Annotated in this window: 24 protein-coding genes, 2 pseudogenes and 4 riboswitches; of the genes and pseudogenes, 15 read left to right on the top strand and 11 right to left on the bottom strand. The window is 44.9% G+C overall.

Annotated elements, in window-relative coordinates; translation table 11 throughout:
• Positions 1–16: 16 nt before the first annotated feature.
• Both WA325_RS09055 and WA325_RS09050 read left to right on the top strand, forming a co-directional pair.
• Positions 17–304, top strand: coding sequence for a hypothetical protein (locus WA325_RS09055; RefSeq protein WP_336183490.1), 288 nt, complete (start codon positions 17–19; stop codon positions 302–304).
• A 150-nt stretch (positions 305–454) separates the two neighbouring features.
• Entirely contained in the window at positions 455–1129 is a 675-nt protein-coding gene (locus WA325_RS09050) for a DUF3298 and DUF4163 domain-containing protein (protein WP_105991012.1), read from the top strand.
• Between the two features lie 42 nt (positions 1130–1171).
• Here the strand turns inward: WA325_RS09050 and WA325_RS09045 are convergent, their stop codons facing one another.
• Positions 1172–2365 carry a NupC/NupG family nucleoside CNT transporter gene (locus tag WA325_RS09045; RefSeq protein ID WP_044160027.1) on the bottom strand — a complete coding sequence of 398 codons (1194 nt, stop codon included), beginning with the start codon at positions 2363–2365 and terminating at the stop codon, positions 1172–1174.
• A gap of 127 nt (positions 2366–2492) precedes the next feature.
• A riboswitch (purine riboswitch) is annotated at positions 2493–2594 on the bottom strand.
• A 144-nt stretch (positions 2595–2738) separates the two neighbouring features.
• Here WA325_RS09045 and WA325_RS09040 point away from each other — a divergent pair.
• The 7 genes from WA325_RS09040 to WA325_RS09010 all read left to right on the top strand — a co-directional run bounded on the left by WA325_RS09040 (position 2739) and on the right by WA325_RS09010 (position 9887).
• A complete protein-coding gene (locus WA325_RS09040; RefSeq protein ID WP_336183489.1) occupies positions 2739–3491 on the top strand; it encodes a (S)-benzoin forming benzil reductase in 753 nt (250 codons plus the stop codon).
• A 225-nt stretch (positions 3492–3716) separates the two neighbouring features.
• Complete coding sequence (locus WA325_RS09035; protein WP_336183579.1) at positions 3717–4559, top strand: methyltransferase domain-containing protein; 843 nt, start codon at positions 3717–3719, stop codon at positions 4557–4559.
• A gap of 231 nt (positions 4560–4790) precedes the next feature.
• Entirely contained in the window at positions 4791–6230 is a 1440-nt protein-coding gene (locus WA325_RS09030; protein WP_336183488.1) for a GntP family permease, read from the top strand.
• A 24-nt stretch (positions 6231–6254) separates the two neighbouring features.
• Positions 6255–6968, top strand: coding sequence for a CoA transferase subunit A (locus WA325_RS09025; protein ID WP_202853296.1), 714 nt, complete (start codon positions 6255–6257; stop codon positions 6966–6968).
• A complete protein-coding gene (locus WA325_RS09020) occupies positions 6965–7621 on the top strand; it encodes a CoA transferase subunit B (RefSeq protein WP_322012458.1) in 657 nt (218 codons plus the stop codon). The genes WA325_RS09025 and WA325_RS09020 overlap by 4 nt, the downstream gene beginning before the upstream one ends.
• Before the next feature lie 17 nt (positions 7622–7638).
• Complete coding sequence (locus WA325_RS09015) at positions 7639–8412, top strand: 3-hydroxybutyrate dehydrogenase (protein WP_336183487.1); 774 nt, start codon at positions 7639–7641, stop codon at positions 8410–8412.
• Positions 8413–8492: 80 nt separating this feature from the next.
• Positions 8493–9887, top strand: coding sequence for a sigma-54 interaction domain-containing protein (locus tag WA325_RS09010; protein WP_336183486.1), 1395 nt, complete (start codon positions 8493–8495; stop codon positions 9885–9887).
• A gap of 47 nt (positions 9888–9934) precedes the next feature.
• Here WA325_RS09010 and WA325_RS09005 read toward each other — a convergent pair whose 3' ends face one another.
• From WA325_RS09005 to WA325_RS08975, 7 genes and pseudogenes are all read right to left on the bottom strand, one after another.
• Positions 9935–11074 carry a 5-methyltetrahydropteroyltriglutamate--homocysteine S-methyltransferase gene (locus tag WA325_RS09005; protein ID WP_059335375.1) on the bottom strand — a complete coding sequence of 380 codons (1140 nt, stop codon included), beginning with the start codon at positions 11072–11074 and terminating at the stop codon, positions 9935–9937.
• 78 nt (positions 11075–11152) lie between these two features.
• Positions 11153–11260: riboswitch (SAM riboswitch) on the bottom strand.
• Between the two features lie 68 nt (positions 11261–11328).
• Positions 11329–12462, bottom strand: a complete 1134-nt coding sequence (locus WA325_RS09000; protein WP_336183485.1) for a 5-methyltetrahydropteroyltriglutamate--homocysteine S-methyltransferase — start codon at positions 12460–12462, stop codon at positions 11329–11331.
• Between the two features lie 84 nt (positions 12463–12546).
• Positions 12547–12653, bottom strand: a riboswitch (SAM riboswitch).
• A gap of 65 nt (positions 12654–12718) precedes the next feature.
• A complete protein-coding gene (locus WA325_RS08995; RefSeq protein ID WP_336183484.1) occupies positions 12719–13207 on the bottom strand; it encodes an LURP-one-related/scramblase family protein in 489 nt (162 codons plus the stop codon).
• Positions 13208–13381: 174 nt separating this feature from the next.
• Positions 13382–13660 (bottom strand): annotated as a pseudogene (locus tag WA325_RS08990) (hypothetical protein).
• Between the two features lie 277 nt (positions 13661–13937).
• Positions 13938–14063, bottom strand: coding sequence for a hypothetical protein (locus WA325_RS08985; RefSeq protein WP_010332428.1), 126 nt, complete (start codon positions 14061–14063; stop codon positions 13938–13940).
• Positions 14064–14170: 107 nt separating this feature from the next.
• Positions 14171–15403, bottom strand: coding sequence for a peptidase T (gene pepT, locus WA325_RS08980; RefSeq protein ID WP_105954501.1), 1233 nt, complete (start codon positions 15401–15403; stop codon positions 14171–14173).
• A 49-nt stretch (positions 15404–15452) separates the two neighbouring features.
• Positions 15453–15826, bottom strand: a pseudogene (locus tag WA325_RS08975) (response regulator transcription factor); the annotation flags it as partial.
• Between the two features lie 274 nt (positions 15827–16100).
• On the opposite strand from WA325_RS08975, the gene galE reads away from it, so the two are divergent.
• Positions 16101–17120 carry a UDP-glucose 4-epimerase GalE gene (gene galE / locus WA325_RS08970; protein WP_336183483.1) on the top strand — a complete coding sequence of 340 codons (1020 nt, stop codon included), beginning with the start codon at positions 16101–16103 and terminating at the stop codon, positions 17118–17120.
• A 74-nt stretch (positions 17121–17194) separates the two neighbouring features.
• Here the strand turns inward: galE and WA325_RS08965 are convergent, their stop codons facing one another.
• Positions 17195–17737, bottom strand: a complete 543-nt coding sequence (locus WA325_RS08965) for a DUF4352 domain-containing protein (protein WP_142367090.1) — start codon at positions 17735–17737, stop codon at positions 17195–17197.
• A gap of 391 nt (positions 17738–18128) precedes the next feature.
• Positions 18129–18231, top strand: a riboswitch (guanidine-I (ykkC/yxkD leader).
• A 69-nt stretch (positions 18232–18300) separates the two neighbouring features.
• On the opposite strand from WA325_RS08965, the gene WA325_RS08960 reads away from it, so the two are divergent.
• The 5 genes from WA325_RS08960 (at position 18301) to WA325_RS08940 (ending at position 23225) form a co-directional block, all read left to right on the top strand.
• Positions 18301–19137 (top strand): YitT family protein, encoded by an 837-nt coding sequence (locus tag WA325_RS08960; protein ID WP_003218811.1) that lies wholly within the window; start codon positions 18301–18303, stop codon positions 19135–19137.
• A 199-nt stretch (positions 19138–19336) separates the two neighbouring features.
• Entirely contained in the window at positions 19337–20230 is an 894-nt protein-coding gene (locus tag WA325_RS08955) for a PucR family transcriptional regulator (protein WP_105954498.1), read from the top strand.
• Positions 20231–20349: 119 nt separating this feature from the next.
• A complete protein-coding gene (msmX, locus tag WA325_RS08950) occupies positions 20350–21447 on the top strand; it encodes a maltodextrin ABC transporter ATP-binding protein MsmX (RefSeq protein WP_010332420.1) in 1098 nt (365 codons plus the stop codon).
• Positions 21448–21557: 110 nt separating this feature from the next.
• Positions 21558–22286 carry a ZIP family metal transporter gene (locus WA325_RS08945; RefSeq protein ID WP_336183482.1) on the top strand — a complete coding sequence of 243 codons (729 nt, stop codon included), beginning with the start codon at positions 21558–21560 and terminating at the stop codon, positions 22284–22286.
• Between the two features lie 99 nt (positions 22287–22385).
• A complete protein-coding gene (locus WA325_RS08940) occupies positions 22386–23225 on the top strand; it encodes a polysaccharide deacetylase family protein (protein ID WP_336183481.1) in 840 nt (279 codons plus the stop codon).
• A gap of 12 nt (positions 23226–23237) precedes the next feature.
• Here the strand turns inward: WA325_RS08940 and WA325_RS08935 are convergent, their stop codons facing one another.
• Both WA325_RS08935 and WA325_RS08930 read right to left on the bottom strand, forming a co-directional pair.
• On the bottom strand, positions 23238–23411 hold the full coding sequence (locus WA325_RS08935; protein WP_248337929.1) for a hypothetical protein: 174 nt from the start codon (positions 23409–23411) through the stop codon (positions 23238–23240).
• Between the two features lie 87 nt (positions 23412–23498).
• Entirely contained in the window at positions 23499–25187 is a 1689-nt protein-coding gene (locus WA325_RS08930; protein ID WP_336183480.1) for a M56 family metallopeptidase, read from the bottom strand.
• Positions 25188–25189: the final 2 nt, after the last annotated feature.

The following is a 25189-nucleotide window of genomic DNA, read 5'->3' as shown; positions in this document are numbered from 1 at the left end:
ATAAGGAGCATGACATATGAACGAAAAACAGCTCGCAGAGGCTTACGAGCGCGACGAAAATATGATGATATTAGTGTTCGCCCAATGGTGTGTGAACCAAGATCTTGATCCGTTGGAGCTATATGCCAAAGCATATCCGCAGCAAAAGCTGAATGAAAGCCTGAAAAAAACAGTGGAAGAACTGATCGTGCCGAAGAACGAGTCAGAGCACATACCTGACCAGACCGTCATCGCGGTGTTGGAGATGTTTGGGAATATTGATTTGGCACAAGTGGTTCACGAAGTGATTGCTGGGCGTAAATAGTAAAAAAGAGACAATATATTGTCTCTTTTTTATTGGGGAAAATCGAGCAGATAGACCTAGAAACTTCTTTTCACTTCATCAGTCTATAAAAGTGTGCGTTGCAGAAAAAAGGGAATGATAAACAAAGAAGATCAAAAAGGAGGAGATTGTATGAAATGGAACAAAATGATGAAATTCGCGGTAGCTGCTGCTGTTTTGCTTTTTAGTGTGTTTGCATATGCGGCCCCATCTTTACAAGCGGTTCAAGCGAAAACGCCGACTGTCAGCAGCCATACGTACAAAAAGATCAAGGAATTAAAGTATCCTCAGGTGCATCACATCGGGAATGCCGCGTTTGAAAAGAACATCAATCAAGAGCTGAAAGCCTATATTGAACAATCGTATCAGGAATACCTGAAAAACAAAAAAGCAGGCGAACAGCAGGGATTCAACGCGGAATATCAAACATCTTTCAGCGTCAAATATAATGCGGCGGGCAAGCTTAGCATTCAGACGCTCAATTATATCTATTCAGGCGGCGCCCATGGTTTAACGTCTGTTCAGTCCTTCAACTATGACTTGAAAACACAAAAGCGGGTGACACTGAATCAGATTCTGAATACCAAAACAAAAGTCAGCAAAACGAAAGATTACCTATACAGCTATATCAAAAAACATGACACGCTGTTTTTCCCTGATGTAAAGAAAGAAGATATTACCCTTAACCAAGACACAACGTTTTACTTTACGAAAAACGGGATCGCCATCGTCTTCGGCCAATATGACTTAGGACCATATGCAGCCGGAATCCGGGATGTGCAGGTGCCTTCCTCTATTTATCAATAATCAAAAGAGCCATATCCTTAAAAGGGATATGGCTCAATGTTTCTACCACACAAACAGGCCGACAATCGCAGCACTTAGTAAAGATACCGCAATTCCGCTGACGAGCAGCTTCCACACGTTTCTCCCGATCACGGTTGACTTTTCGCCGTCAAGGATCGAGTTATACGTTCCGTAAATCATGCCGACTGTACTAAAGTTGGCAAATGACGTCAGGAATGTCGTCGCTACCGCAACTGTGTGAGGCGGCAGTGTTTTAAGATTGTTTTTCAAGTCAAGCATCGCAACAAACTCGTTCGTCGCCAATTTCATTCCCATCAGCTGAGCGACATACATCGCGTCGTGTACCGGCAGCCCAAGCAGAAATGCGAACGGACTGAAGAGATAAGCAAAAATCGTCTGGATGGTCAGGCCGTGTACGAAAACACCAAGAATGCCATTGACTGCTGACGTTAACGCCACATATCCAATCACCATTGCCAAAATAACGATCACCATGTTCATGCCGACAAGCATACTGTTAGAAATCGTAGAGAAAAAGTCTTTCTTCTCTTCTTTAGGCGGCGTATAAATGATGTCTTCATCCTCCGGCACATGGACAGGATTCAGCAGGTTTGCGATAATCAGCGCGTTTAAGCAGTTTAAAGGAATCGCTGTAAACACGTATGTCGCCGGCACCATTGACAGGTAAGATCCAATAATGGAGCCGCTGATGCTGCTCATGCTCATTAAGCCGAATGTGAGCAGGCGGTTGTTGTTTAATACTGTGAGCTGCTGGCGAATGACTGCCAGAGCTTCTGTATTTCCCAAGAACATCATCTGAATAGAGAAAAAGCTTTCTAATTTCGGCAAGCGGGAAGCCTTTGAGATCACCCAGCCGATTTTATCAATCAGCCATGGCAAAATGCCGAAATATGTTAAAATGTCAAAGAATGTGACGATGAAAATAATTGGAAGAAGTGCGCTGAAGAAAAAGTCTACCGTTTCATTTGCCATCACAGAAGGGAAGGCAAACGCGATCCCGTCACTGGCACAAGCAATCAGCCAAGTGAAGAAATTTCCAATTTGTCCGATGGCCCAGCTGCCGACTTTTGTTCCCAGCATAAACCAAGTAATCAAAAGCTCCAAAACAATTAACGTAATAATCGGACGCCACTGGATTTTCTTTTTCTGCGGGGAGCATAGGAACACAACTGCCATAATCACAATGAGACCGACAAGGTTTAATAAAAAGTACATGATAGCAACTCCTATGAGGTTTATTATGGAAATGAAAAAAGCCCTTATCCTTCACAAATTCTGGAAGCGCAGAAAGTGTGAAAAATAAGAGCAAACAGAAAAGAACTTGTCCTTTTCAACTCGTTCAAATTTATTCAAACTTTCTTGTAGTCTAGTTTTTTACGGTTACTAGGTAGAAACAATCAGACCTTATTACTGATTATATACAAGAATGTCTTTTTTCTAAGATGATAGCAGTATTTTATCCTTTCACTTTTTGAAAATCAACCTTTTTAACTATTTTCAAAATAATAAATTTATATTTCGAAGTCGAGAAAATAAAGGAAAATCATATTGGATTGCTATGCTGAAATTGTGATTAGGAGGGAAAAAAATGAAGCATATCATTATCACAGGCACGTCAAGAGGGATTGGGGAAGCATTAGTTCAGAAATTAATACATGCTGACCATCGGCTGTACTGTATTTCAAGACAGCCTAATCAAAGGCTGATCGACTTGGACAGCAGCTTGCAATATTACTCATTTAATTTGAGAGATAGCCGCGGGATCGAAGCGCTCTTTGATGATTTGTTTCAGCACATCAGCCTTGATACGGAGCCGGAAGGCATTTATGTAATCAATAATGCCGGTGTACTGGCGCCAATTGGGCCGATTGAACAAAATAAAACGGAGCACATGATAGAAAACCTGCAGGTCAACTTAATTGCACCTATGGTGATCACTTCCTATTTTGTGAAGCACACGAAGCACATCAAAACGGATAAGCGAATCATGAATATCTCGTCAGCTTCAGCCAAATATCAACTGCCTTCACAAAGCTGCTATAGCACGTCAAAAGCGGGTCTGGATTCATTTTCTAAAAGCATCAGTCTGGAGCAGGCGGATCAGCTGTATCCGGTTAAAATCGCAGCGGTGTATCCCGGGGTGATTGATACCCGGCTGCAAACTGAAATCCGGTCCGTTCGTAAAGAGGATTTTCCTTATGTTGATCAATTCATTCAGTTAGAAAAAGAAGGGAGATTGCAGTCTGCTGAAGAAACAGCCCGCTTATTAATTGACCTTCTAAACAGCGAGGAGTTCGGGCAGCCGCCTGTCATTGAGAATCTGGTTCCTATTCCTGGATGATTGTTGTATCATAATAGCGGGGAAACCCTCTATGCAGCAAAAAGGAGTTCTTTTTTATGATTATTCAATTCATTCGTTATAGATAATGACAGGTATAGACGACTTTCCAGACCTGGCCAAAAAGTGAGATAGGCCCAGGTTTATTTGTCTATGCCTTTTTCATTTATTTAAAAACGAATGAATGAGGTGTTTTTTGTGTCAAACATAAAGAAGCATGCTGCTTATATGAATCAATTTGTCTCTCAATTTCGATGCCCGATTTGCGATTCTTCAATGAAAGTCACATCATGGAAAAGTTTGATTTGTTTAACGAGCGGGCACACGTTTGATATATCCCGGCACGGGTACGTGAATTTCCTGACAAAGCCGGTCAAAAGCAGCTATCGGGCGGGGCTTTTCGAAGCAAGAAGCCGGCTGATGGCAGAGTATCATTTTTTTGCACCGCTTCATCAGGCAATAGCTGACTTGATCAGTGACCGGAAGTCTGAAAAAGAGACGTTAACCATTTTAGACTGCGGATGCGGTGAGGGGACCCACCTGAAAGCGGTTTGCGATCTGCTTCAAGAGAAGAAAACAGTTCACGGAATTGGGATTGATATTGCCAAGGATGGCATTTTACGGGCTTCAAAAAATAGTGGCGGAAAGCTGTGGGCCGTAGCCGATGTAGCTAATGCGCCCTTTCAAGACCGGCAATTTGATGTCATTCTATCGATTTTCTCACCTTCAAATTATGCAGAGTTTCACAGACTGCTGAAAAAAGATGGTTTGGTTATAAAGGTTGTTCCTCAAAAGAATTATTTAACAGAACTAAGGCAGGTTTTATATGCAGATTCAGAAAGACGAACCTATTCCAATACACCTGCAATTGAGCGCTTTACAACACATTTTCAGCTCGATCATCTGATGAGGCTGCGTTATGCCAAAACGCTTCATCAGCAAGGCATAGAATGGCTTCTGAACATGACACCGTTAGCCTGGTCCGCATCGGCTGAAAACATCAACCAGTTTCGAAAAATGGAATCGGCTCAGCTGACAGTTGATGTCGATGTATTAATCGGAACGAAATGAGTGAAAGAGGAAAGCTCCCAAAAAGGAGCTTTCCTTTCTTGTTTTCCGTAAAAACGGAAATTTCCACCGGATTGGAATAGTTATCTCTCATTTTCCGTAAATATGGAAGAGGAAAGGCTTGAAATGGTGTTCTGGTAACTGGCACAGAACTTGCATTAGAAATGACGGAAAAGGAGGGGAGATTTTGTAAACGCTTTCCTTTTCTCAGACAAGCGGAAAAGAGGGATGTTTGTGGACATTATTATTATTCTTTTGGCTTTGGGTTTGCTGATGTTTGTCGCCTATCGGGGATTTTCAGTCATTTTGTTTGCTCCGATTTGCGCCTTATTTGCTGTGCTGCTGACAGATCCAAGCTTTGTGCTTCCTTTTTTCTCAACCATATTTATGGAAAAGATGGCGGGGTTTATTAAGCTGTACTTTCCAGTATTTCTGCTTGGCGCCATTTTCGGAAAGGTTGTCGAGATGTCCGGCTTGGCGGCTTCCATTGCGAAGACTATTGTCAGACTGGTCGGGGCGAAACGAGCGACACTCGCTATCGTATTGATGGGCGCCATTTTAACGTACAGCGGAGTCAGCCTGTTTGTTGTCGTCTTTGCTGTATACCCCTTTGCGAAAAATATGTTCAAAGAAGCTGACATCCCGAAGCGCCTCATACCGGGAACGATTGCTCTCGGGGCATTTACCTTTACAATGGACGCACTGCCGGGTACACCGCAAATCCAAAATGTGATACCTACGACGTTTTTCAAAACAGACATTTACGCCGCCCCTTGGCTTGGTATGATCGGTGCGGTGTTTGTGCTGGCGGCGGGTATGTTCTACTTGGAATCGAGGCGCAAAAAAGCAGAGAAAACGGGCGAAGGCTACGCCGGTTTTCAATCGGAGATTTCTGTCGCGCGTGAGCCATCTGATCTTGCCCCGGAACAAAGCCCCACGGTCTTAGAGCCTGACACAAGTAAGGTCCGGCACGCACTCGCTTTTGTTCCTCTTATTCTCGTTGGTGTGATGAATAAATGTTTCACCACGTTCCTTCCCAAGTGGTATCCGAATGAATTTGATTTTTCCGCCATAGGATTGGGAGAGTTCGGAAAACTTGATATCTCCTCCGCGGTTGCCATTTGGTCAGTGGAGCTGGCCCTCCTGATCGGAATCATCGCAACCATTTTGTTTGATTGGAGAAAAGTGTTTGGACAGCTAAAGGAAGGGCTGAATGAAGGGATCGGCGGCGCTTTGCTTGCATCGATGAATACAGGCGCCGAGTATGGTTTCGGCGGCATCATTGCTGCGCTGCCGGGGTTTCATAAGCTGAGCAGCGGCATTTCACATACGTTTACGGATCCGCTTGTAAACGGAGCTGTGACGACAACAACGCTGGCAGGGATCACCGGATCGGCCTCAGGGGGAATGGGAATCGCGTTAAGCGCGATGTCTAATCAATATTTGAAAGCGATTCAGACCTATCACATACCGCCTGAAGTGATGCACCGGGTCATTTCGATGGCGTCAGGAGGCATGGATACGCTTCCGCATAATGGGGCGGTGATCACCCTGCTGGCTGTGACGGGTCTGACCCATCGCCAATCGTATCGGGATATTTTTGCGATTACTCTCATCAAAACCGCTGCCGTATTTGTGATTATCGCGATTTACAGTTTGACGGGCCTTGTATAGGACAAAACGAAAGGGGAATCAGATATGGGAAAAGTGCTGTCATCGAGTAAGGAAGCCGCAGAACTCATTCGGGAGGGGGATACACTGATCGCGGGCGGATTCGGCCTGTGCGGAATTCCCGAGCAGCTCATTCTGGCGATAAGGGATAAAGGGGTAAAAGATTTAACCGTCGTCAGCAATAATTGCGGAGTTGATGATTGGGGGCTCGGCCTGCTGCTGGCAAACAAGCAAATCAAAAAAATGATCGCCTCCTACGTCGGCGAAAACAAAATTTTTGAAAAGCAATTTTTAAGCGGAGAATTGGAAGTGGAATTGGTTCCCCAAGGGACACTCGCTGAAAGAATCCGAGCAGGAGGAGCAGGCATACCGGGATTTTATACAGCCACAGGCGTCGGAACCACCATCGCTGACGGGAAAGAGCATAAAACCTTTGACGGACGCACATATGTGTTAGAAAAAGGAATTACTGGGGACGTCGCCATTGTAAAAGCGTGGAAAGCGGACACCATGGGCAATTTAGTTTTTCGGAAAACGGCAAGAAACTTCAATCCGGTTGCCGCCATGGCGGGAAAGATCACAATTGCCGAGGCAGAAGAAATTGTTGAGGCGGGAGAGCTCGATCCCGACCACATCCACACGCCTGGCATTTACGTACAGCATGTTGTGCTCGGCACACATGAAAAGCGGATTGAAAAACGAACCGTTCGGCAAGCGAAGGGAAAGGAGGCGGCACAATGAAGGAAGCCAGAAAACGAATGGTCAAACGTGCTGTAAAGGAAATAAAAGACGGTATGAACGTCAATCTTGGGATAGGGATGCCGACACTTGTCGCAAATGAGATACCGGAGGGCGTGCATGTGATGCTTCAATCAGAAAACGGTTTGCTTGGGATCGGCCCGTATCCGCTGGAAGGAACGGAAGACCCGGATCTGATAAATGCGGGGAAAGAAACGATCACCGCCGTAACAGGCGCATCCTATTTTGACAGCGCGGAATCCTTTGCGATGATACGAGGCGGGCATATCGACCTGGCCATCCTTGGGGGTATGGAAGTTTCTGAGCAAGGGGATTTGGCGAACTGGATGATTCCGGGCAAAATGGTGAAGGGAATGGGCGGCGCTATGGACTTGGTCAACGGGGCTAAGCGAATCATCGTCATTATGGAGCACGTCAATAAACATGGGGAATCGAAGGTGAAAAAACAATGCTCCCTCCCGCTGACAGGACAGAAAGTCGTTCATCGGCTGATTACTGATTTAGCTGTTTTTGATTTTGATAAGGGACATATGACACTGACTGAGCTCCAGGACGGCGTCACGCTGGAGGAGGTATATGAGAAAACTGAAGCTGACTTCGCCGTAAGCCAGTCAGTTATCCGGCAAAAATCTTGAGCAGGAAGGTGTATAACATGAAAAAACAAGTCGCTCTTGTGACAGGCGCAGCTGGCGGAATCGGATTTGAAATCGCAAAGGAATTCGCCCGGGAAGGCGCCGATGTCATTATTTCAGATGTAAATCCAAAAGCGTGCGGGGAGGCCGCCACCAAGCTGAACGAGGAAGGCTTTAGCGCCACGGGCATTCCATGTGACGTAACAAAGGAAGAGCAAATCGCTGATATCGTCCATACTATCAAGACCCGATACGGACGTTTAGATACTTTGGTGAATAACGCAGGCATGCAGCATGTCGCGCCGATTGAAGAGTTTCCGACAGAACGGTTTGAACAGCTTATTCGCGTCATGCTGACCGCGCCATTCATCGCGATGAAACATGTCTTTCCCCTTATGAAAAAACAGCAGTTCGGCAGGATCATCAATATCGCGTCTGTGAACGGACTGGTGGGGTTTGCGGGAAAAGCCGCTTATAACAGCGCAAAGCATGGCGTCATTGGGCTGACAAAGGTGGGGGCGCTGGAAGGCGCGCCCCACGGGATTACGGTGAATGCACTCTGCCCGGGATATGTGGACACACAGCTTGTCCGCAATCAGCTGAGCGATCTTTCTAAAACAAGAAATGTTCCCTATGAATCGGTTCTGGAAGAGGTGATTTTTCCGCTTGTGCCGCAAAAGCGTCTTCTATCGGTGAAAGAAATTGCTGATTATGCCGTATTTTTGGCGAGTGAAAAGGCGAAAGGCGTCACAGGGCAGGCGGTCGTGCTGGATGGAGGCTATACAGCTCAATAATAGATTCTTGTATTCATAGGAGGCTCTCGTTTATTATAAGGTTGAAAGCGATTACAAAATGTGACGGGAGCGACAGGGAGATGAAACATTCTATTAAAAGATTACCCTTTGAATGGCTGGATGAAATCATCAACCTTGCGGCGGAATGTATTGTTGTGGTTGATCATGAGGGGAACATTCTCTATATCAATCAGGCGTACTGTGACTTTCTAAAAAAAACAGAAGAAGAAGCGATAGGAAAACCCGTTCAGGACGTGATTGAAAACTCGAGAATGCACATCGTGGCGAAGACGGGGCGGACAGAGGCTGCCGCTATTCACCCGATTAACGGCAGCGAAATGATCGCCAACCGGTATCCGCTCTATGTGAACCGGCAGCTTGTAGGAGCGGTCGGAACCGTTATGTTCCGCAATCCGCAGGAATGGATGGATTATTCAAGAAAAATTAAACCCCTCCTCAATGAACTCAATTACTACAAAAATAGATACGAAAAAGAGCTTTTCAGTAAATACCACTTTGGCGACTTGATCGGAAACAGCCCTCTCTTTATGGAAGCCAAACGGCTGGCTGAACGGGTATCTGACAGCCAATCGGCCGTTTTGCTTTTAGGAGAATCAGGCACGGGAAAAGAGCTGTTTGCCCACGCCATCCATCAGAACAGCCGCCGCAGGTATGCTCCCTTTCTGCGCGTCAACTGCGCCTCGATCCCAGAGCATTTATTTGAATCAGAAATGTTCGGATACGAAGACGGCGCTTTTACGGGGGCAAAAAAAGGCGGGAAAAAAGGAAAATTCGAACTTGCGCATCAAGGAACCATTTTCCTTGATGAAGTAGGTGATATGCCGCTGCATATGCAAAGCAAAATCCTTCGCGTACTGCAAGAGAAAGAGATAGAGCGGATCGGCGCAAGAAGCCCGGTCCCAATAGATGTACGAGTGATTGCGGCGACACACCGAAACCTCGAAGAAATGGTCCGGGAAGGAGACTTCCGGCAAGACCTCTATTACCGACTGAATGTGATCAACATTCAAATCCCGTCCTTAAGAGAGCGCATAGAGGATGTAATGCCGATCGCGGGGCTTCTATTAAAAAAACTTGAACGGAAATTTGGCTTTGATGGCTTGGAGCTTTCTAAAGAAGCAATTGCAGTGCTTCAGAGCTATTCTTGGCCGGGCAACATACGAGAATTGGAAAATGTCCTGGAACGGGCTGTCAACGTCCTCGACGGCAAACGAATCGAACCGAAACACCTGAATCTCACTCCTGAAGATCAACCCATCCAAAGAACAATCAAAATCCGAGAATATCAATCTATACAGCCATTAAAAGAGACAATCGCTGAGGCGGAAAAAAACGCGATCATCGAGGCGCTTGCCGCAGCAGACGGCAATAAAATAAAGGCAGCAAAGCTATTAGGCATAGGAAAAACAAGCTTATATGAAAAATGCAAAGCCTATCAAATTGAGCAGGCATAAAAAAACACACTTGCCCCGCCAGGGAATCAAGTGTGTTTTTCTGTTCCTTATTTCCAAACATCGTTAGCGATCTCAACAACATGGCGCAGCTTCGCCCATTGCTGTTCCTCGGTCAGCTTGTTGCCTTCCTCAGTCGAAGCGAATCCGCATTGCGGGCTCAGGCACAACTGATCTAGGCTGACATAACGGGATGCCTCTTCGATACGGCGTTTCACGTCGTCCGGATGTTCAAGCTCACCGAATTTAGATGTCACCAAGCCTAGGACAAGCTGAAGATCAGAGCGTTTCACGTAACGAAGCGGTTCGAATCCGCCTGAGCGTGAATCATCATACTCTAAGAAAAGCCCGTCCAGATTCAAGCCGTCAAAAATGGTTTCCGCCGCCGCATCATAACCGCCTTCAGCTGTCCAAGTGGACTGGAAGTTGCCGCGGCAAATATGCATGGTAATGGTCATATCATCCGGACGGTCGGCAATTGCGTCATTGATCGACTTCGCAAACAGCTGGCGAAGCTCATCAGGCGTTGTTCCGAATGCTTCCACTTGTTTCAAGCCTTTTTCAGATAAGAAAACAGCCCATGCCGTATCATCAAGCTGGAGGTAGCGGCAGCCTCTGTCATAAAACGCTTGAATCGCTTTTTTATACGCTTTTGATACATCATGCTGGAAAAGAGCATAATCGTTTTTGTATGCATCCTTTTCCAATCTGCCGCGGAAAAAGAGCATATTCGGACTCGGAATTGTCATTTTTGGCGTTGCATCACCAGCGATGCCATGTAAAAATGAGTAATCTTCGAGCATTGGGTGATTTGAGAAATCAATATCGCCTGTCACTTTGATGCCGCGTGCTTTTGTCTGCACATTATGGAACTGGATACCCTGTTCAGGTATAAACGGCTCAACGCCATCCAGATTTTCAAGGAAATCAAAATGCCACCACGCTCTGCGGAATTCCCCGTCTGTCACGACGTTCAGGCCGGTTTCTTTTTGTTTTTCCACAATGCGGATGATTTCATCGTTTTCAATCTGGCGAAGCTGTTCGGCAGTGATTTCGCCGGCCGCCTTTTGCAGCCGCGCTTTTTTGACGGGCTCAGATCTCAGCAGGCTTCCGACTTGATCCGCTCGAAACGGCGTTTTTTTTCTCTGAAGCGATTGTTTTTGTTCTGCGGGTGTTGTTTGCTGTGACATGTTGTTCATTCCTTCTTTCCATTCGAATATAAAAAAGCTCTTCCTTTGGATAAGGAAGAGCTTGCGTGAACAATCTCAACCTTATCTTCTAGAGCAAAAATCTGCTCTAAAGGATTTAGCACCATTCTGTTAAACAGCGGTTGCCGGGTATCGCAGGGCCAGTCCCTCCACCTCTCTTGATAAGGAAAACCTTTTTATGAAATTTTCTGATAGTATCTATTATTCACACATTTCTCTTTTCTGTCAATGATAGATTATTTCCACACATCGTTGGCGATGTCGACGACATGGCGCAGCTTTGCCCATTGCTGCTCCTCTGTCAAAAGATTGCCTTCTTCTGTAGAGGCGAAACCGCACTGCGGGCTGAGGCACAGCTGATCCAGGCTGACAAAACGCGCAGCTTCATTGATTCGGCGTTTCACATCATCAGGATTTTCGAGCTCGCCGTATTTCGATGTGATCAAGCCAAGCACAATTTGCAGATCCTTGCGTTTCACGAAACGGAGCGGGTCAAAGTTTCCGGAGCGGTCATCATCGTATTCCAGGAACAAGCCGTCAAGGTCTAAACCGTCAAGAATCGTTTCCGCGACAGCGTCATAGCCTCCTGATGCGGCCCAAGTCGAGCGGAAGTTGCCGCGGCAAATGTGCATCGTGATTGCTAAATCATCAGGGCGGTCTGCCACTGCATCGTTAATCGTTTTGGCAAACAAGGCAGGCAATGTTTCTGGATCGCCGCCGAGCGCCCGGACAACCCCTCTGCCTTTTTCCTCAAAGAAAAGAGACCATGACGTATCATCCAGCTGAAGATAGCGGCATCCAGCGTCATAAAAGGCTTTAATTGCTTTTTTGTACGCTTGGGCTAGATCATGAAAGTATTCCTCTTGATCGTCATAAATCCCTTTATCCGCCTTTTCACCGAAAAACAGCATATTCGGGCTCGGAATCGTCAGCTTTGGTGTCGCGTCACCGGCAATCTCATGTAAAAATTGATAATCGGCAAGCGCTGGGTGGCTCGTAAAATCAAGTTTTCCCGTCACTTTGATGCTGCGTGCTTTTGTTTTCGCGTTATGGAACTGAATTCCTTCAGCCGGGATGAACGGTTCCACTCCGTCGAGCCCTTCCAGGAAATCGTAATGCCACCAAGAACGGCGGAATTCTCCGTCTGTTACGACGTTTAGGCCGATTTCCTTTTGCTTTTCGACAATGCGGGTGATTTCTTTATTTTCAGTATCACGAAGCTGTTCAGCCGTTATCTCGCCTGCCGCTTGTTTTTGCCGCGCCTCTTTTACTGGGGCGGATCGTAATAAACTGCCGACATGATCGGCGCGGAAAGGGGCTTTCTTCTGTTTTTCTGATTTCTGTGCTGCAAGGTTTACTTGTTGAGCCATATCATTCGCCTCTTTTCTAAAATGTTTGCTGCATAAAAAAAGCTCTTCCTTTGTGTAAGGAAGAGCTTGAACGATCAAATCTCTGCCTCATCTGCAAGAACGCGATGTTCTTAAGGATTTAGCACCATTCTGTATAAAACAGCGGTTGCCGGGTATCATAGGGCCAGTCCCTCCACCTCTCTTGATAAGGTAAATCTTCTTATTGGATTTTCAATTATCTTAATATTATTATTTTTGCATGAATTGTCAACACTTTTTAGAAAATACTTTCATCTTCATCGTCATATAATATCATATCCAGCACGATAGCGATGGCCGTGCAAATCAGCACATCTTCCTCGTTTGCAATCTGTAAATGATAGGAATCACCCCAGCTGAGCCACTTTTTACTCACTGACATTCGGACATTCTCCCCGTCTGTCAGCTGGAATTCATCCTTCCACAAGTCACCGTCAATTTCCCAGTTGAGCTTAGAAATTTCAAATTTTGGTTTGAAAAATGTTAGTCTATTCGTCACCTCACAAACTGTTTCCCCGCCAATTGAAATCACATATCGCGGCAATAAAGACATTACTTTTTGTTCTATGGAAACGAGTGTTTTTCCGGATGAATCTGTCATTTGCAGCGAGTCCCCTAACGAAAAGAACCGGCCCTCGACCTTGAATGTCTCTTGTTCATCCCGGTCATAAATGTGAAATGCATCTTTAAACGAGAACATCTTTTGTTTCATAAAAAATTCGATCATTGCTGAAGTCTCCTTTTGATTTGCCTTGTAAGAGATTACGGACAGGGGGGCAAAAAGGTTTCAAGTTCCAAATCTAGTAACCAGAAACGCGCTGGCCGTTTTTTACGAGTAATTAATGTTTCTAAATTAAAAAAAGGCTGCATCGTTCAGCAGCCTTTCTTTTGAAATATAGTATTAGGAAAGATGCATCCGGCGTTTTTGGCGGATGGCGTCAAGGTCGATTAGGTTATTATGATGAGGAACGGGTGCAGGAAGAGGGCTTGTCTTTTGCGGTTTTCGTCTATTGTCTTTGCTGAATGAAAAGAGAAGATAGCCACATAATGCGATGATAATAAATAGGATCATTTTACATACCTCCCAAAAAAAGTTTTGGTATTATCTATTGTACGGATAAAACGTCTAAAAGTATTCAAAAAATTCTAAATCCACTAATAATAAGTGCGTATCCCTCAAAAGTCCTTTTCGCCGATGACCTGAAAATAGTCTTACATTAAGCTGGTGTTTTTCCTTTTGATTGGTTCTATAGTTACTATCGACGTTAAAATGAATTACTTTATATAACTTTTAACCTAAATTTCTGTAATTCAAATTAACTATATATGGATAATGTGTTCTTCTTTGTTTGATGTATACCCTATTTTGAGGAATTGAACACAAAAAACCCAAATTACGGAGCATTTGGGCGGAAAATTGGAATGGTTGGCTGATTTGAGGGGAGTCCGGCGAAGGGTCAGAAAAAGCGTTTGAACATTCTTCTTATTTTTTTAAATGGGTTTGATCGTTTTGTTTGCATTTTGAGCGGGCGGGAAATCATCCATTTTTTGAACAGGCTTTTTGCGGCAATTGTGTTCTTCATCTTTTCATATCCTCCTCATCCGTTGATAGTTGTTTTACGGACAGAGCTTTTAAAATGTTTCATTTTCACGCAAAAAAACCAGTCCTTTTTTGGACTGGTTTTTCAGCTTACGCCTGTTCTTCAAATAGCTTTGCAATCTCAACGATGACATTTACGGCTTTGACCATGTTGTCGGCTGAGATGTATTCAAATTTTCCGTGGAAGTTTTCCCCGCCGGTAAAGATGTTCGGCGTTGGGAGTCCCATATAGGAAAGCTGCGAACCGTCCGTGCCGCCGCGGATCGGAGAGATTTTCGGTTCGATGCCGAGGTTTTCCATCGCTTGTTTGGCAATGTTGACGATTTCGATGACAGGCTCAATTTTTTCTCTCATGTTGTAGTATTGATCGTACATATCAAGCTGAATGCGATTTTGCCCATATTCGTTCTGGAGCTCTTCAACGATGCGCTGCATGGTTTCTTTTCTGTTTTGGAAGATGTTTTTGTCAAAGTCTCTGATAATGTAGTGGAGTTTGGTCTCTTCTACATCTCCCTGAATGGAAAGCAGGTGATAGAAGCCTTCGTAGCCCTCTGTATATTCAGGTGCATCATCTGCCGGCAGCATGCTGTTCAGCTTCATTGCGATCTTCGCAGAGTTGACCATTTTGCCCTTTGCCGTGCCGGGATGTACATTGTTGCCTTTGATCGTGATTTTCGCCGCGGCAGCATTGAAGCTTTCATATTCAAGCTCGCCGAGCGGGCCGCCGTCAACGGTATAGGCAAAGGAGGCATTGAATCGCCCAACATCAAATTTGTGCGGGCCTCTGCCGATTTCTTCATCAGGTGTAAATGCAACTCTGATGGTGCCGTGCTTGATTTCAGGATGTTTGATGAGATAATCCATGGCTGTCATGATTTCGGCGATGCCAGCCTTATTGTCAGCGCCGAGAAGGGTTGTACCGTCTGTGGTGATCAGGGTGTGGCCTTTGTAGCCCGACAGTTCAGGGAATTGATCAGGCGATAGGATGACCTGCAGCTTTTCGTTGAGCGTGATGTCTTTTCCATCGTAGCTTTCAACGATTTGCGGATTCACATTTTTGCCGGTAAAGTCTGTGGCGGTGTCGACGTGGGCGAGGAAGCCGATCGTCGGCACGTCTTTTTCAGTATTGGAAGGAAGAGTCGCCATGACATAGCCGTTTTCATCAATAGCAGCGTCTTCCATGCCGATTGACTTTAATTCCTCAACAAGCATGTTTCCTAACGTCAATTGGCCGGGTGTGGAAGGGCAGGTGTCGACTGATTCATCGGACTGCGTGTCGACTTTTACGTATGTAGTAAACCGTTCAATGATATCTTGTTTCATTTCCAATCATCTCCTTTGTTTTATTCTACCATGCCGGGATGAGAGATATCTATTTCACAATGCCGTTTCGAATGGCAAAAACGACTGCCTGAGTCCGGTCTTGGGCATTGCATTTTTGCAGAATTCGATGCACGTGGGTTTTGACGGTGCTTTCACTGACAAAAAGCTTTTCGGCAATATCCTCATTTCTCAAGCCATAGGCCATTTGCTGAAGAACCCCAAGCTCTCTTTTGATAAATGGCTCTGCCAGCTCTTCAGCATGAGGCTGTTGCTTTGCGCGGAATGTCTCACTGATGATTTTAGCGGATGCCCTCAAATACGTATTCTTCAGTGTCAAAGGTCGTTAAAATGACGATCTTTGTATCTGGGTATGGACATAATGTCTTTCGCCGCTTCGATACCTGAGCAGAACGGCATTTGGACATAACAGCAACAGCGGGCAGTTTCCTGGGCTTTACAGTTCTTTTCCCGGTACATCGATTTAATAATAAGAATAAATACAATAAAAATATATGGACAGCTCTATAAAAAATGAAAGGGCATATTCTCGCTGAAAGATCTACCGAATTAATCGCAAGGGTTTAAGATGAAATATGAAAAAACCATTAATAAACGATTAAACTTCTTAAAAATGGATGTAGCCCGGTTCTAAACACTATATAATAAAATCAGGTCATTTTTTAGGAGGGTTTACATCATGGCGATACTTGTTACAGGCGGCGCCGGATACATCGGAAGCCACACATGTGTGGAGTTATTGAACAGCGGCTATGAGATTGTCGTTCTCGATAATTTGTCCAACAGTTCAGCTGAGGCGCTGAATCGTGTCAAAGAGATTACGGGAAAAGAGTTAACGTTCTATGAAGCGGATCTATTGGATCGGAAAGCGGTAGATTCGGTTTTTGCAGAAAACGAGATTGAGGCTGTGATTCATTTTGCGGGGTTAAAAGCAGTCGGAGAGTCTGTTGCGATTCCGCTCAAATATTATCATAACAATCTCACGGGAACCTTTATTTTATGTGAGGTCATGGAGAAATACGGCGTCAAAAAAATCGTATTCAGTTCTTCCGCAACGGTATACGGCGTACCGGAAACATCACCGATTACGGAGGACTTTCCATTAGGTGCAACAAACCCTTATGGACAGACGAAGCTAATGCTTGAACAAATTTTGCGTGATGTGCATACGGCTGACAATGAGTGGAGCGTTGCCCTGCTGCGCTACTTTAATCCATTCGGCGCGCATCCGAGCGGACGAATCGGTGAAGATCCGAACGGCATTCCAAATAACCTCATGCCATATGTGGCGCAGGTAGCCGTCGGCAAGCTGGAGCAGTTAAGCGTATTCGGAAATGATTATCCGACCAAAGACGGGACAGGCGTGCGCGATTATATTCATGTCGTCGATCTCGCAGAAGGCCACGTCAAAGCGCTGGAAAAAGTATTGAACTCCACCGGAGCTGATGCATACAACCTCGGAACAGGCACGGGCTACAGTGTGCTTGAAATGGTCAAGGCCTTTGAAAAAGTATCAGGGAAAGAGGTTCCTTATCAATTTGCGGACCGCCGTCCCGGAGATATTGCAACCTGCTTCGCAGATCCTGCAAAAGCCAAGCGGGAACTGGGCTGGGAAGCAAAAAGAGGCCTTGAAGAAATGTGTGCCGATTCTTGGAGATGGCAGTCTTCGAATGTGAATGGGTACAAGAGTCTGAAATAAGAATGGAGGCCTTCTCAACAGAGAAGGCCTTTTTTAGAGAAAAAGGGTGCCTGTTAAGGCACCCTTGTCTGTTATTATTTGATTTTCACAATCACATCATTGCTGAATTTGAGTTTCCAAGTTCCTTTTGCATAAGCTTCCTTGTCGACTTCAAAAGCTTTCACATCTGTTACTTTAATATTAGGATTTAGATCACTCAATATTTTAGAGTTATCAACTTTTGTCTCAGTTGCATAGGTTGAAGAAGCATCAATATCAGAATCATAAGAAGTGCCATCACCATCAACTAATTTAACAGTTGGAATTGAAAAAGAACTTATCGGCTTTTTGGATACGTTTTTAATTGTATATTGAACAGCTACAATAGTACCTCCATCAGATGCTTTCTTTTCAATATATTGAGTGCCAACAGAATCTCTGTCTTCTACTTTTGTAACTGTCACTTCAGTTTTCTCAGTCTTAACAGTATCACCGATATTGTATGTTTTTTCAGTTTCAGCTTTGCTGCTGCTTGATGTTTTGGAAGTGGCTTCTGAATCGCCTCCGCCGCCAATAACATTACCGATAATAATGATGACAACAACTGCGAGAATAAACGTAATGATTTTATGTCTCATAAAAAAGTTACGCTGATCCTTACCACAGTTAGGACATTTTTTTACACCTTTTGCAATTTCTTGACCGCAAGCTTTACAAGGGACTAGTTTTCCTGCCATTATATTTCCTCCTATGTCATTAAATACACAAAATATATGTACTATAATGCCTATATTATTTCACTTAGTCAATACAAAATTATGAATTTATTATATTATTTATCATTGTTAGTTATATTTTCTTATGAAAATACATGCTTATTTTCTTATCGTCTATATCATTCATATGTTAATAGCTAATTTGTATTTTCTTGAATTTTAATTTGCACATAAATCTCCGCAAATACCCCTTGAACCTATTTGCTCAGTCCCTTATAATGCTAATATTGGAAAGTGAAAAGGATATGCTAAAACATTGGTTTTCTAGGGTTCCGCAATGCATATTGGCCTGTGACCGAGAGAAAACACATAACAGTCTGGCTGTTATGACACGGTGGGATAAAAGCCCAGGAGTTTCTGCTCTTTTGCGAGAGCGTACTCCTGGGTTTTTTTGTTGATACTATCTGAAGAAGGAGTGTTCTGTGATGAAAAAGAAAATGCTTGATGTGCTGATGCTTGTGATTGGCGCTTTTTTCTTCGCGCTTGCTGTGAATTTATTCGCGATTCCCAATGATCTTGGGGAAGGCGGCGTTACGGGGATTACGCTGATTTTGTATTATGTGTTTCAATGGTCTCCCGGGGTGACAAACTTTATATTAAACGCTTTTCTGCTATTGATCGGATATAAATTTCTCGACGGGAAAACCACGGTTTATACGATTATCGCCGTGGCAGCAAACTCGCTTTTTCTGCATTTGACACACGGGTGGAGCACACCGTCTGATGAGCTGATCATTAACACGATTTTCGCAGGGGTGTTTGCGGGTGTCGGGATCGGCATGATCATTCGGGTCGGCGGCACAACAGCCGGTTCCGCCATTCTGGCCAGAATTGCCAATAAATATTTAGATTGGAATATCAGTTACGCCCTGCTCTTTTTTGATTTAATTGTTGTCTTCAGCTCTTATTTTATTATTGGTGCGGAAAAAATGATGTTTACGATTGTGATGCTGTATATCGGAACAAAAGTGATGGACTTCATTATTGAAGGCTTGAATACAAAAAAAGCGATTACTGTCATATCGGAAAATAAAGGTGAAATTGCCGAGCAGGTTAATACGCTGATGGACCGGGGCGTCACCATTTTATCAGGAAAGGGAAACTATACGGGCGAGTCAAAAGAGATTTTGTATATCGTCATTAACAAACAGGAGCTTTCGATGCTGAAGAAAATCATCAGAAGCTGTGACAAAAAAGCGTTTGTGATCGTTCATGATGTGCGCGATGTGTTTGGTGAAGGGTTTGTGGATATTTCAAAATAAGGAGGTCCCTCTGCACAGACGCAGAGGGATCTATTTGTTTAGAACCATTGCTTCTGTATCACGTTTCAGTTCATGCATATCCTCTTTATTGCCGTTGCTGTAAACGAAAGAGGGCCATCTAATACGAAAAGAAGCTGGAGAACATGTGCATTTCGCCTTATACTGAAAATACATATCCTTACATAGGAGAGGAGACCATATGAAGTCGCTGCTGGCTATTTATCCCGGTTCGATTGTGTCTGACAAGCTTTATACAAAGGAAGACTGCTTATGTTTTTTTGATGAAAACAGTCAGAAATATATCTCGATCCCAAAAACGGAGATCAGCCAAAAGGAGACATTGCTGCTCCAGTCATTTTTAACGTTAGCGGAAGAGGCAGATCACATGTCTTTCAAATCGCCGGAAGAAAACAGGTGGTTTGCGTTTCTATTCTCGAAAGGAGAAGTGCCGCCGAATATCAAGAAGAGGACAAGGTTCATTCATTTTCATTTGATCGGCAAAACTGAACGGGCATCATTTGCGGAAGCGATGCGCCATTTTTGGCCGGTGTCTTTTGTGATTGTTTGGATGCATGAGGACAGAGGCGTGATTGTCGAGCAGGAAAGTGAAGCGGCAGCCGGGAAAGACGAATTGGAGTCGCTCGCCAGGGTTCTTGAAAGTGATTTCTACTTCAGTGTCCGTTTTTACGCCGGAAGGTTTTATGAAACAGATGAGCGCTTACGAAAACATTATGCCCGTGAACAAACGTATTTTCTATTCGCTGAAAAGCGGCTGCCGCAGGTTCAGCGTGTGACGTTTGATATCATGTTCCCTTTTTTATTATTAGAAGAAGAAAAGGAACAGCTGAAATCACTGCTTAGTGAAGAAGCCGAGCTATTATTTGAAAATGAACCTGAGCTGAGAAAAACAATCAAGCTGTTTATCGAAAACAACTCAAACGTGACATTAACAGCGAAAAAACTGCATCTGCACCGCAACAGCCTGCAGTACCGGATTGATAAATTTATCGAGCGGTCAGGAATAGACATTAAAACATATACAGGCGCTCTGCTTGCGTATTTTATCTGCCTGCAAAGCGAAGGTTCAGAATAAACTGGAAATATGCACGAAAACGGCCGTGTGATTTTATGAATGCTGCCCATTTCAGTGTCGGATAAATGCTGATACACTTGATTTAAGAAAGCGTTTACAATAACAAAGGGGGATGTTAGATGGCTGAATTGCGGATGGAGCACATTTATAAATATTATGATCAGAAGGAAGCGGCGGTAGACGACTTTAATCTTCACATTGCGGATAAGGAATTTATCGTATTTGTCGGCCCGTCCGGCTGCGGAAAATCAACGACACTGCGGATGGTCGCAGGACTTGAGGAAATTTCGAAAGGCGATTTTTATATTGAAGGAAAACGGGTAAATGATGTGGCGCCAAAGGACAGGGATATCGCGATGGTGTTCCAAAACTACGCGCTCTATCCGCATATGACGGTATACGATAATATCGCATTCGGACTGAAGCTCCGCAAAATGCCCAAGCCTGAAATCAAAAAAAGAGTGGAGGAAGCCGCTAAAATTCTCGGGTTGGAAGAATATTTGCACCGCAAACCTAAAGCGCTTTCAGGCGGGCAGAGACAGCGGGTTGCGCTGGGAAGAGCGATCGTTCGGGATGCAAAGGTATTCTTGATGGATGAGCCTTTGTCGAACCTGGATGCAAAGCTTCGGGTGCAAATGAGAGCGGAAATCATTAAACTCCACCAGAGGCTGCAAACCACTACGATTTATGTCACGCATGATCAGACAGAAGCATTGACGATGGCGACTCGGATTGTGGTCATGAAGGACGGCAAAATCCAGCAGATCGGGACGCCGAAGGATGTATACGAATTCCCTGAAAATGTATTCGTGGGCGGTTTTATCGGGTCACCAGCGATGAACTTTTTCAAAGGGAAGCTGTCTGACGGCACAATCAAAATCGGTTCTTCGGTGCTGAGCGTGCCGGAGGGGAAAATGAAGGTGCTTCGTGAAAAAGGCTACATTGGCAAAGAAGTCATTTTCGGCATCCGCCCTGAGGATATTCATGATGAATTGATTGTCGTGGAATCGTATAAGAGCTCTTCAATTAAAGCGAAAATCAATGTTGCGGAGCTGCTGGGGTCTGAGATCATGATTTATTCGCAAATCGATAACCAGGATTTTATTGCGAGGATCGACGCCCGTCTCGATATTCAGTCAGGGGATGAGCTGACAGTTGCGTTTGATATGAATAAAGGGCATTTCTTTGACAGTGAAACTGAAATCAGAATCCGTTAAGCTGGAGAACCGGACATGGAGCGATGTCCGGTTTTTTGCATTCCCTCTCTATCTCAAGGTTTACAGCAAAAACCGCGGCGGGTAGTGGTTTGTAGAAAGGAGAGATAGAAATGTGGAATGCGGCGATGTGGGGCGGGATTTCCGGCTCTGCTGTTTTGCTGGGTGCGCTGGCGTCTATGTTTCTCCCGATTCGCAAGCGTATCATCGGTTATATCATGGCTTTTGGCACAGGGGTATTAATCGGCGCTGCCGCCTATGAACTTCTTGAGGACGCGGTGAAGGATGGCGGAATTGTCTCGACAGGAGCCGGATTTATAGCAGGCGCTGTCGTGTTTACCCTATTTGATTACGCGGTTTCGAAAAGAGGCGCGTCTCAAAGAAAAAGATCGGGACAAGCAGCTGAAGGCAGCGGGGGGATCGCGATTTTTATCGGCACCATCATGGATGCTGTCCCCGAATCTATTATGATTGGAGCCAGCCTTCTTGAAACACAATCCGTCAGCTTTCTTTTGGTGATCGCGATTTTTATCAGCAATATACCTGAAGGGCTGTCCAGCACGGCCGGCATGAAGAACAGCGGATATTCAAAGGCGAAAATCTTGCTGCTTTGGGCGGCGGTACTGATAATTTCTATTTTTGCCTCATGGTCAGGATATTACTTCCTAGATGGCGCTCCTGAGGAGATGATGTCGGCAATCGCCGCTTTTGCGGGCGGAGGAATCATCGCAATGATTGCATCCACGATGATGCCCGAGGCGTATGAAGACAGCGGTCCGATGACAGGGTTAATTGCTGCTCTTGGTCTTTTAACGTCTTTGATTTTGAATCAGTTTTCCTAATCTGCACCGGACATGGCTACATGTCTGTTTTTTTCACTTGAAAATCCCGCAAATCAACCGATGAAAAGGAGGAAGAAATAGACAGAAAGCAGGAAACCGATGAAACGTTTTATCTTAAGCAGTTTTCTTTTGGCTAGTTGTTTGACTCTTGCCGCTTGCGCTGAAAAAGAAGCAAACGCAGAGCAGCAGATGCCAAAAGCGGAACAAAAGAAACCGGAAGAAAAGACAGTACATGTGCAGAAAAAAGAAGATGATACATCCGCATGGATCAAAACAGAGAAACCGGCAAAGCTGCCGGTTTTGATGTACCACAGCATCTCTTCAGGCAACAGCCTCCGTGTGCCAAAGAAAGAATTTGAGGCACATATGAAATGGCTGCACGATAACGGCTACCAGACATTAACCCCAAAAGAGGCGTATCTCATGCTGACTCAGGATAAGAAGCCGAGTGAGAAATGTGTGCTGATCACGTTTGATGACGGATACACCGATAATTACAAAGACGCGTATCCGGTATTAAAGAAGTATGGCATGAAGGCGACGATTTTTATGATCGGCAAATCGATTGGACATAAACATCATCTGACAGAGGATCAAATGAAAGAAATGTCGCACCATGGCATATCGATTGAAAGCCATACGATTGACCACCTTGAACTGAACGGTTTAACGCCAGAACAGCAGCATAGCGAAATGGCAGATTCAAAAAAGCTGTTTGACAGGATGTTCGATCAGCAAACGGCCATCATCAGCTATCCGGTTGGGCGCTACAACGAAGCTACGCTGAAGGCCGCTGAAGAAATCGGTTATCAAATGGGAGTGACGACTGAACCGGGAGCAGCCTCCAGAGATCAGGGGATGTACGCCCTCCATCGCGTACGTGTATCCCCGGGAATGTCAGGGGCGTCATTTGGCGCGTACATCGAGTCGATGAAATAAAAATGGCGGCGATTAATCGCCGCCGCCCCCTCCGCCGTCACAGCCGGAATCCCCGAAGCCTCCGTCACTGCTGCATCCATCATGGCGGGAATCGCCATCGGAAAATCCGAAAAAACCGCTGTCCGCCCGCTGGCGCCCTTTGTTTTCTGAAGCGGTTGATCGAGCCGATTGATAAATGACGATCATACCGAAGATCAAAGCGATAAGAATCACAATCATATGGCGTCCCCCTTTAAACAGTTATTTTTCATACGTTTTGAAGCCTGAAAAGTTTCATTTAAGTGAGATGGATTCTTTCAGCCGATCTCTCAGCCAGCGCTTGACCATGCCGTGTCCTTTGTTTGAAAGCAATGCGCTGACACGCCAATACATAGGCGGATGAGGAGAAAACTGAAAATCTATGATTCTGAAAAGCCAGCTGTTATCCCGGGTGAGAGAGTTCACCTTAACTTCGTCTTCATCTATATCAGAGCAGTAGGTGTTTTGTTTTTGCAGATCTTCATCCTGGCGAACCGCCAGGATCTTTAAGGATTCGGCCATCTGCCTGTATCCGCCCTCCAGCAATGAAGCGCCAAGGTGATCGGCGCGCACCTCCATCCATTGGGAACAAAATGACTGATAAAGCTGAAATAGAATGATGATTCCCATGATCAGCGCCCAAAGTGCAATTTTGTAAGCGCCGGGATGAGCGATGTAATGCTCAAGTAAAAGAATGATCCCGATGACTGCCCCAAGGTATAAAAAGCGCAACAGCTGCATGGACAGCACATCACGTTTTTTAATATGAACAGCCTCATGGGCAAGAATACCTTCAATGACATGCGGCGGAAGGGTTAATGTAGCGCTTGTCAGAATCACCATTGATCTTCCTACATTCATTCCTACGGCCATGCCGTTATATTCATCGCTATCCGTTTCGTATATCTCCACATGCGAAATGCCTGCTTTTCTAAAAATCTTATCTGCCGCTGCCTGAACGTCTGAATTCAGACAAGGTCTGGCATCCATTGCCGTCCGCAGCACCCGGTCAGATAGATACATATTCAAAACCCAGTACAACATCACGGCACCAGCCATAACCCAAGGGGAGGCGTGTAAGGCATATAAAGCGAGCACCAATATGGCGTAAACAGATATCCCTTTTACGCTTGCGCCAAAATAAAATTTACCTAAAAGCCGTTTCACATTTTTCCGATGATAAATCGGCAGGACAGCAATAATAGTTTCCTCTTTGGTTTCGGAATCTAGAAATTCCCCGAGAAGCGCTTTCCACTTTTCAGGGTCTTTCACGGTCAGAAACAGCGTTTCTCCGGGAAGAGAGAGCCTTATGACTTGCTGAAAGCTTGTTGTCATATCGAGCCGGGATGAATACATGGTCAAAAGCGGATGAAGCTTTAATAGATCTGCCGTCGATTCAAGCCGGATGTCTTTCAGGTCTGAAAGCGGGTAGGTGCGGGTTTCATATTGTGAACTAATATGCCATGTTTCTAAAGACGATGAATAAAAGACTTTTACACTTAGAAAATTTAATATGCGTTTTACCAGTGCCGCGCCGCCTGAGATGAAACCGAACAGGATCACATATTTTAGAACACTGGTGTCAGGCCCGTAAATGAAGAAAACAATAGCGCCCGCAAACACAATGACAGTCAGAGCAATGTCCGAGAGGAGGCGTGTGTGGTCTCTTGCAAGCTCAATTTCCTGCCATTCGCCTGATGGTTTTTCAACACGGCTGGGGACAGTCAGATCCAATGCGGTCCAGTAACTGGTGAACATCAATGCCAGAGAGACGATGCCATCTATGAAAGACTGTTGAGAGAAGATAAAGCTAGCAGCACCGATCCATAGAACAATATCAATCCAGAGTTCTAATGCCGGAAGAAGCTTTGCTGCAAGGGCTGATATCAGCTGAATGCCCAGCCCGAGAATGATAAAGAGAAAAAGACTGGTTCCCATAGGCATGC

This window comes from Bacillus sp. 205(2023), from assembly GCF_037027485.1.
GTDB lineage: Bacteria > Bacillota > Bacilli > Bacillales > Bacillaceae > Bacillus > Bacillus halotolerans.
The sequence above is the reverse complement of the archived record's forward strand: the minus strand, read 5'-3'. Positions and strand labels throughout refer to the sequence as shown.

Bases quoted from the DNA above. Each gene is read 5' to 3' on its own strand.
- WA325_RS09050 (WP_105991012.1), top strand. From the start codon at position 455: ATGAAATGGAACAAAATGATGAAATTCGCGGTAGCTGCTGCTGTTTTG.
- WA325_RS08930 (WP_336183480.1), bottom strand. From the start codon at position 25,187: ATGCCTATGGGAACCAGTCTTTTTCTCTTTATCATTCTCGGGCTGGGC.
- WA325_RS08940 (WP_336183481.1), top strand. From the start codon at position 22,386: ATGAAACGTTTTATCTTAAGCAGTTTTCTTTTGGCTAGTTGTTTGACT.
- WA325_RS09055 (WP_336183490.1), top strand. From the start codon at position 17: ATGAACGAAAAACAGCTCGCAGAGGCTTACGAGCGCGACGAAAATATG.
- WA325_RS08995 (WP_336183484.1), bottom strand. From the start codon at position 13,207: ATGATCGAATTTTTTATGAAACAAAAGATGTTCTCGTTTAAAGATGCA.
- WA325_RS09045 (WP_044160027.1), bottom strand. From the start codon at position 2,365: ATGTACTTTTTATTAAACCTTGTCGGTCTCATTGTGATTATGGCAGTT.
- WA325_RS08960 (WP_003218811.1), top strand. From the start codon at position 18,301: ATGAAAAAGAAAATGCTTGATGTGCTGATGCTTGTGATTGGCGCTTTT.
- galE (WP_336183483.1), top strand. From the start codon at position 16,101: ATGGCGATACTTGTTACAGGCGGCGCCGGATACATCGGAAGCCACACA.
- WA325_RS09040 (WP_336183489.1), top strand. From the start codon at position 2,739: ATGAAGCATATCATTATCACAGGCACGTCAAGAGGGATTGGGGAAGCA.
- WA325_RS09005 (WP_059335375.1), bottom strand. From the start codon at position 11,074: ATGTCACAGCAAACAACACCCGCAGAACAAAAACAATCGCTTCAGAGA.
- WA325_RS09010 (WP_336183486.1), top strand. From the start codon at position 8,493: ATGAAACATTCTATTAAAAGATTACCCTTTGAATGGCTGGATGAAATC.
- msmX (WP_010332420.1), top strand. From the start codon at position 20,350: ATGGCTGAATTGCGGATGGAGCACATTTATAAATATTATGATCAGAAG.
- WA325_RS09000 (WP_336183485.1), bottom strand. From the start codon at position 12,462: ATGGCTCAACAAGTAAACCTTGCAGCACAGAAATCAGAAAAACAGAAG.
- WA325_RS09035 (WP_336183579.1), top strand. From the start codon at position 3,717: ATGAATCAATTTGTCTCTCAATTTCGATGCCCGATTTGCGATTCTTCA.
- WA325_RS09015 (WP_336183487.1), top strand. From the start codon at position 7,639: ATGAAAAAACAAGTCGCTCTTGTGACAGGCGCAGCTGGCGGAATCGGA.
- WA325_RS08945 (WP_336183482.1), top strand. From the start codon at position 21,558: ATGTGGAATGCGGCGATGTGGGGCGGGATTTCCGGCTCTGCTGTTTTG.
- pepT (WP_105954501.1), bottom strand. From the start codon at position 15,403: ATGAAACAAGATATCATTGAACGGTTTACTACATACGTAAAAGTCGAC.
- WA325_RS08965 (WP_142367090.1), bottom strand. From the start codon at position 17,737: ATGAGACATAAAATCATTACGTTTATTCTCGCAGTTGTTGTCATCATT.
- WA325_RS08955 (WP_105954498.1), top strand. From the start codon at position 19,337: ATGAAGTCGCTGCTGGCTATTTATCCCGGTTCGATTGTGTCTGACAAG.
- WA325_RS09025 (WP_202853296.1), top strand. From the start codon at position 6,255: ATGGGAAAAGTGCTGTCATCGAGTAAGGAAGCCGCAGAACTCATTCGG.
- WA325_RS09020 (WP_322012458.1), top strand. From the start codon at position 6,965: ATGAAGGAAGCCAGAAAACGAATGGTCAAACGTGCTGTAAAGGAAATA.
- WA325_RS08985 (WP_010332428.1), bottom strand. From the start codon at position 14,063: ATGAAGAACACAATTGCCGCAAAAAGCCTGTTCAAAAAATGGATGATT.
- WA325_RS08935 (WP_248337929.1), bottom strand. From the start codon at position 23,411: ATGATCGTCATTTATCAATCGGCTCGATCAACCGCTTCAGAAAACAAA.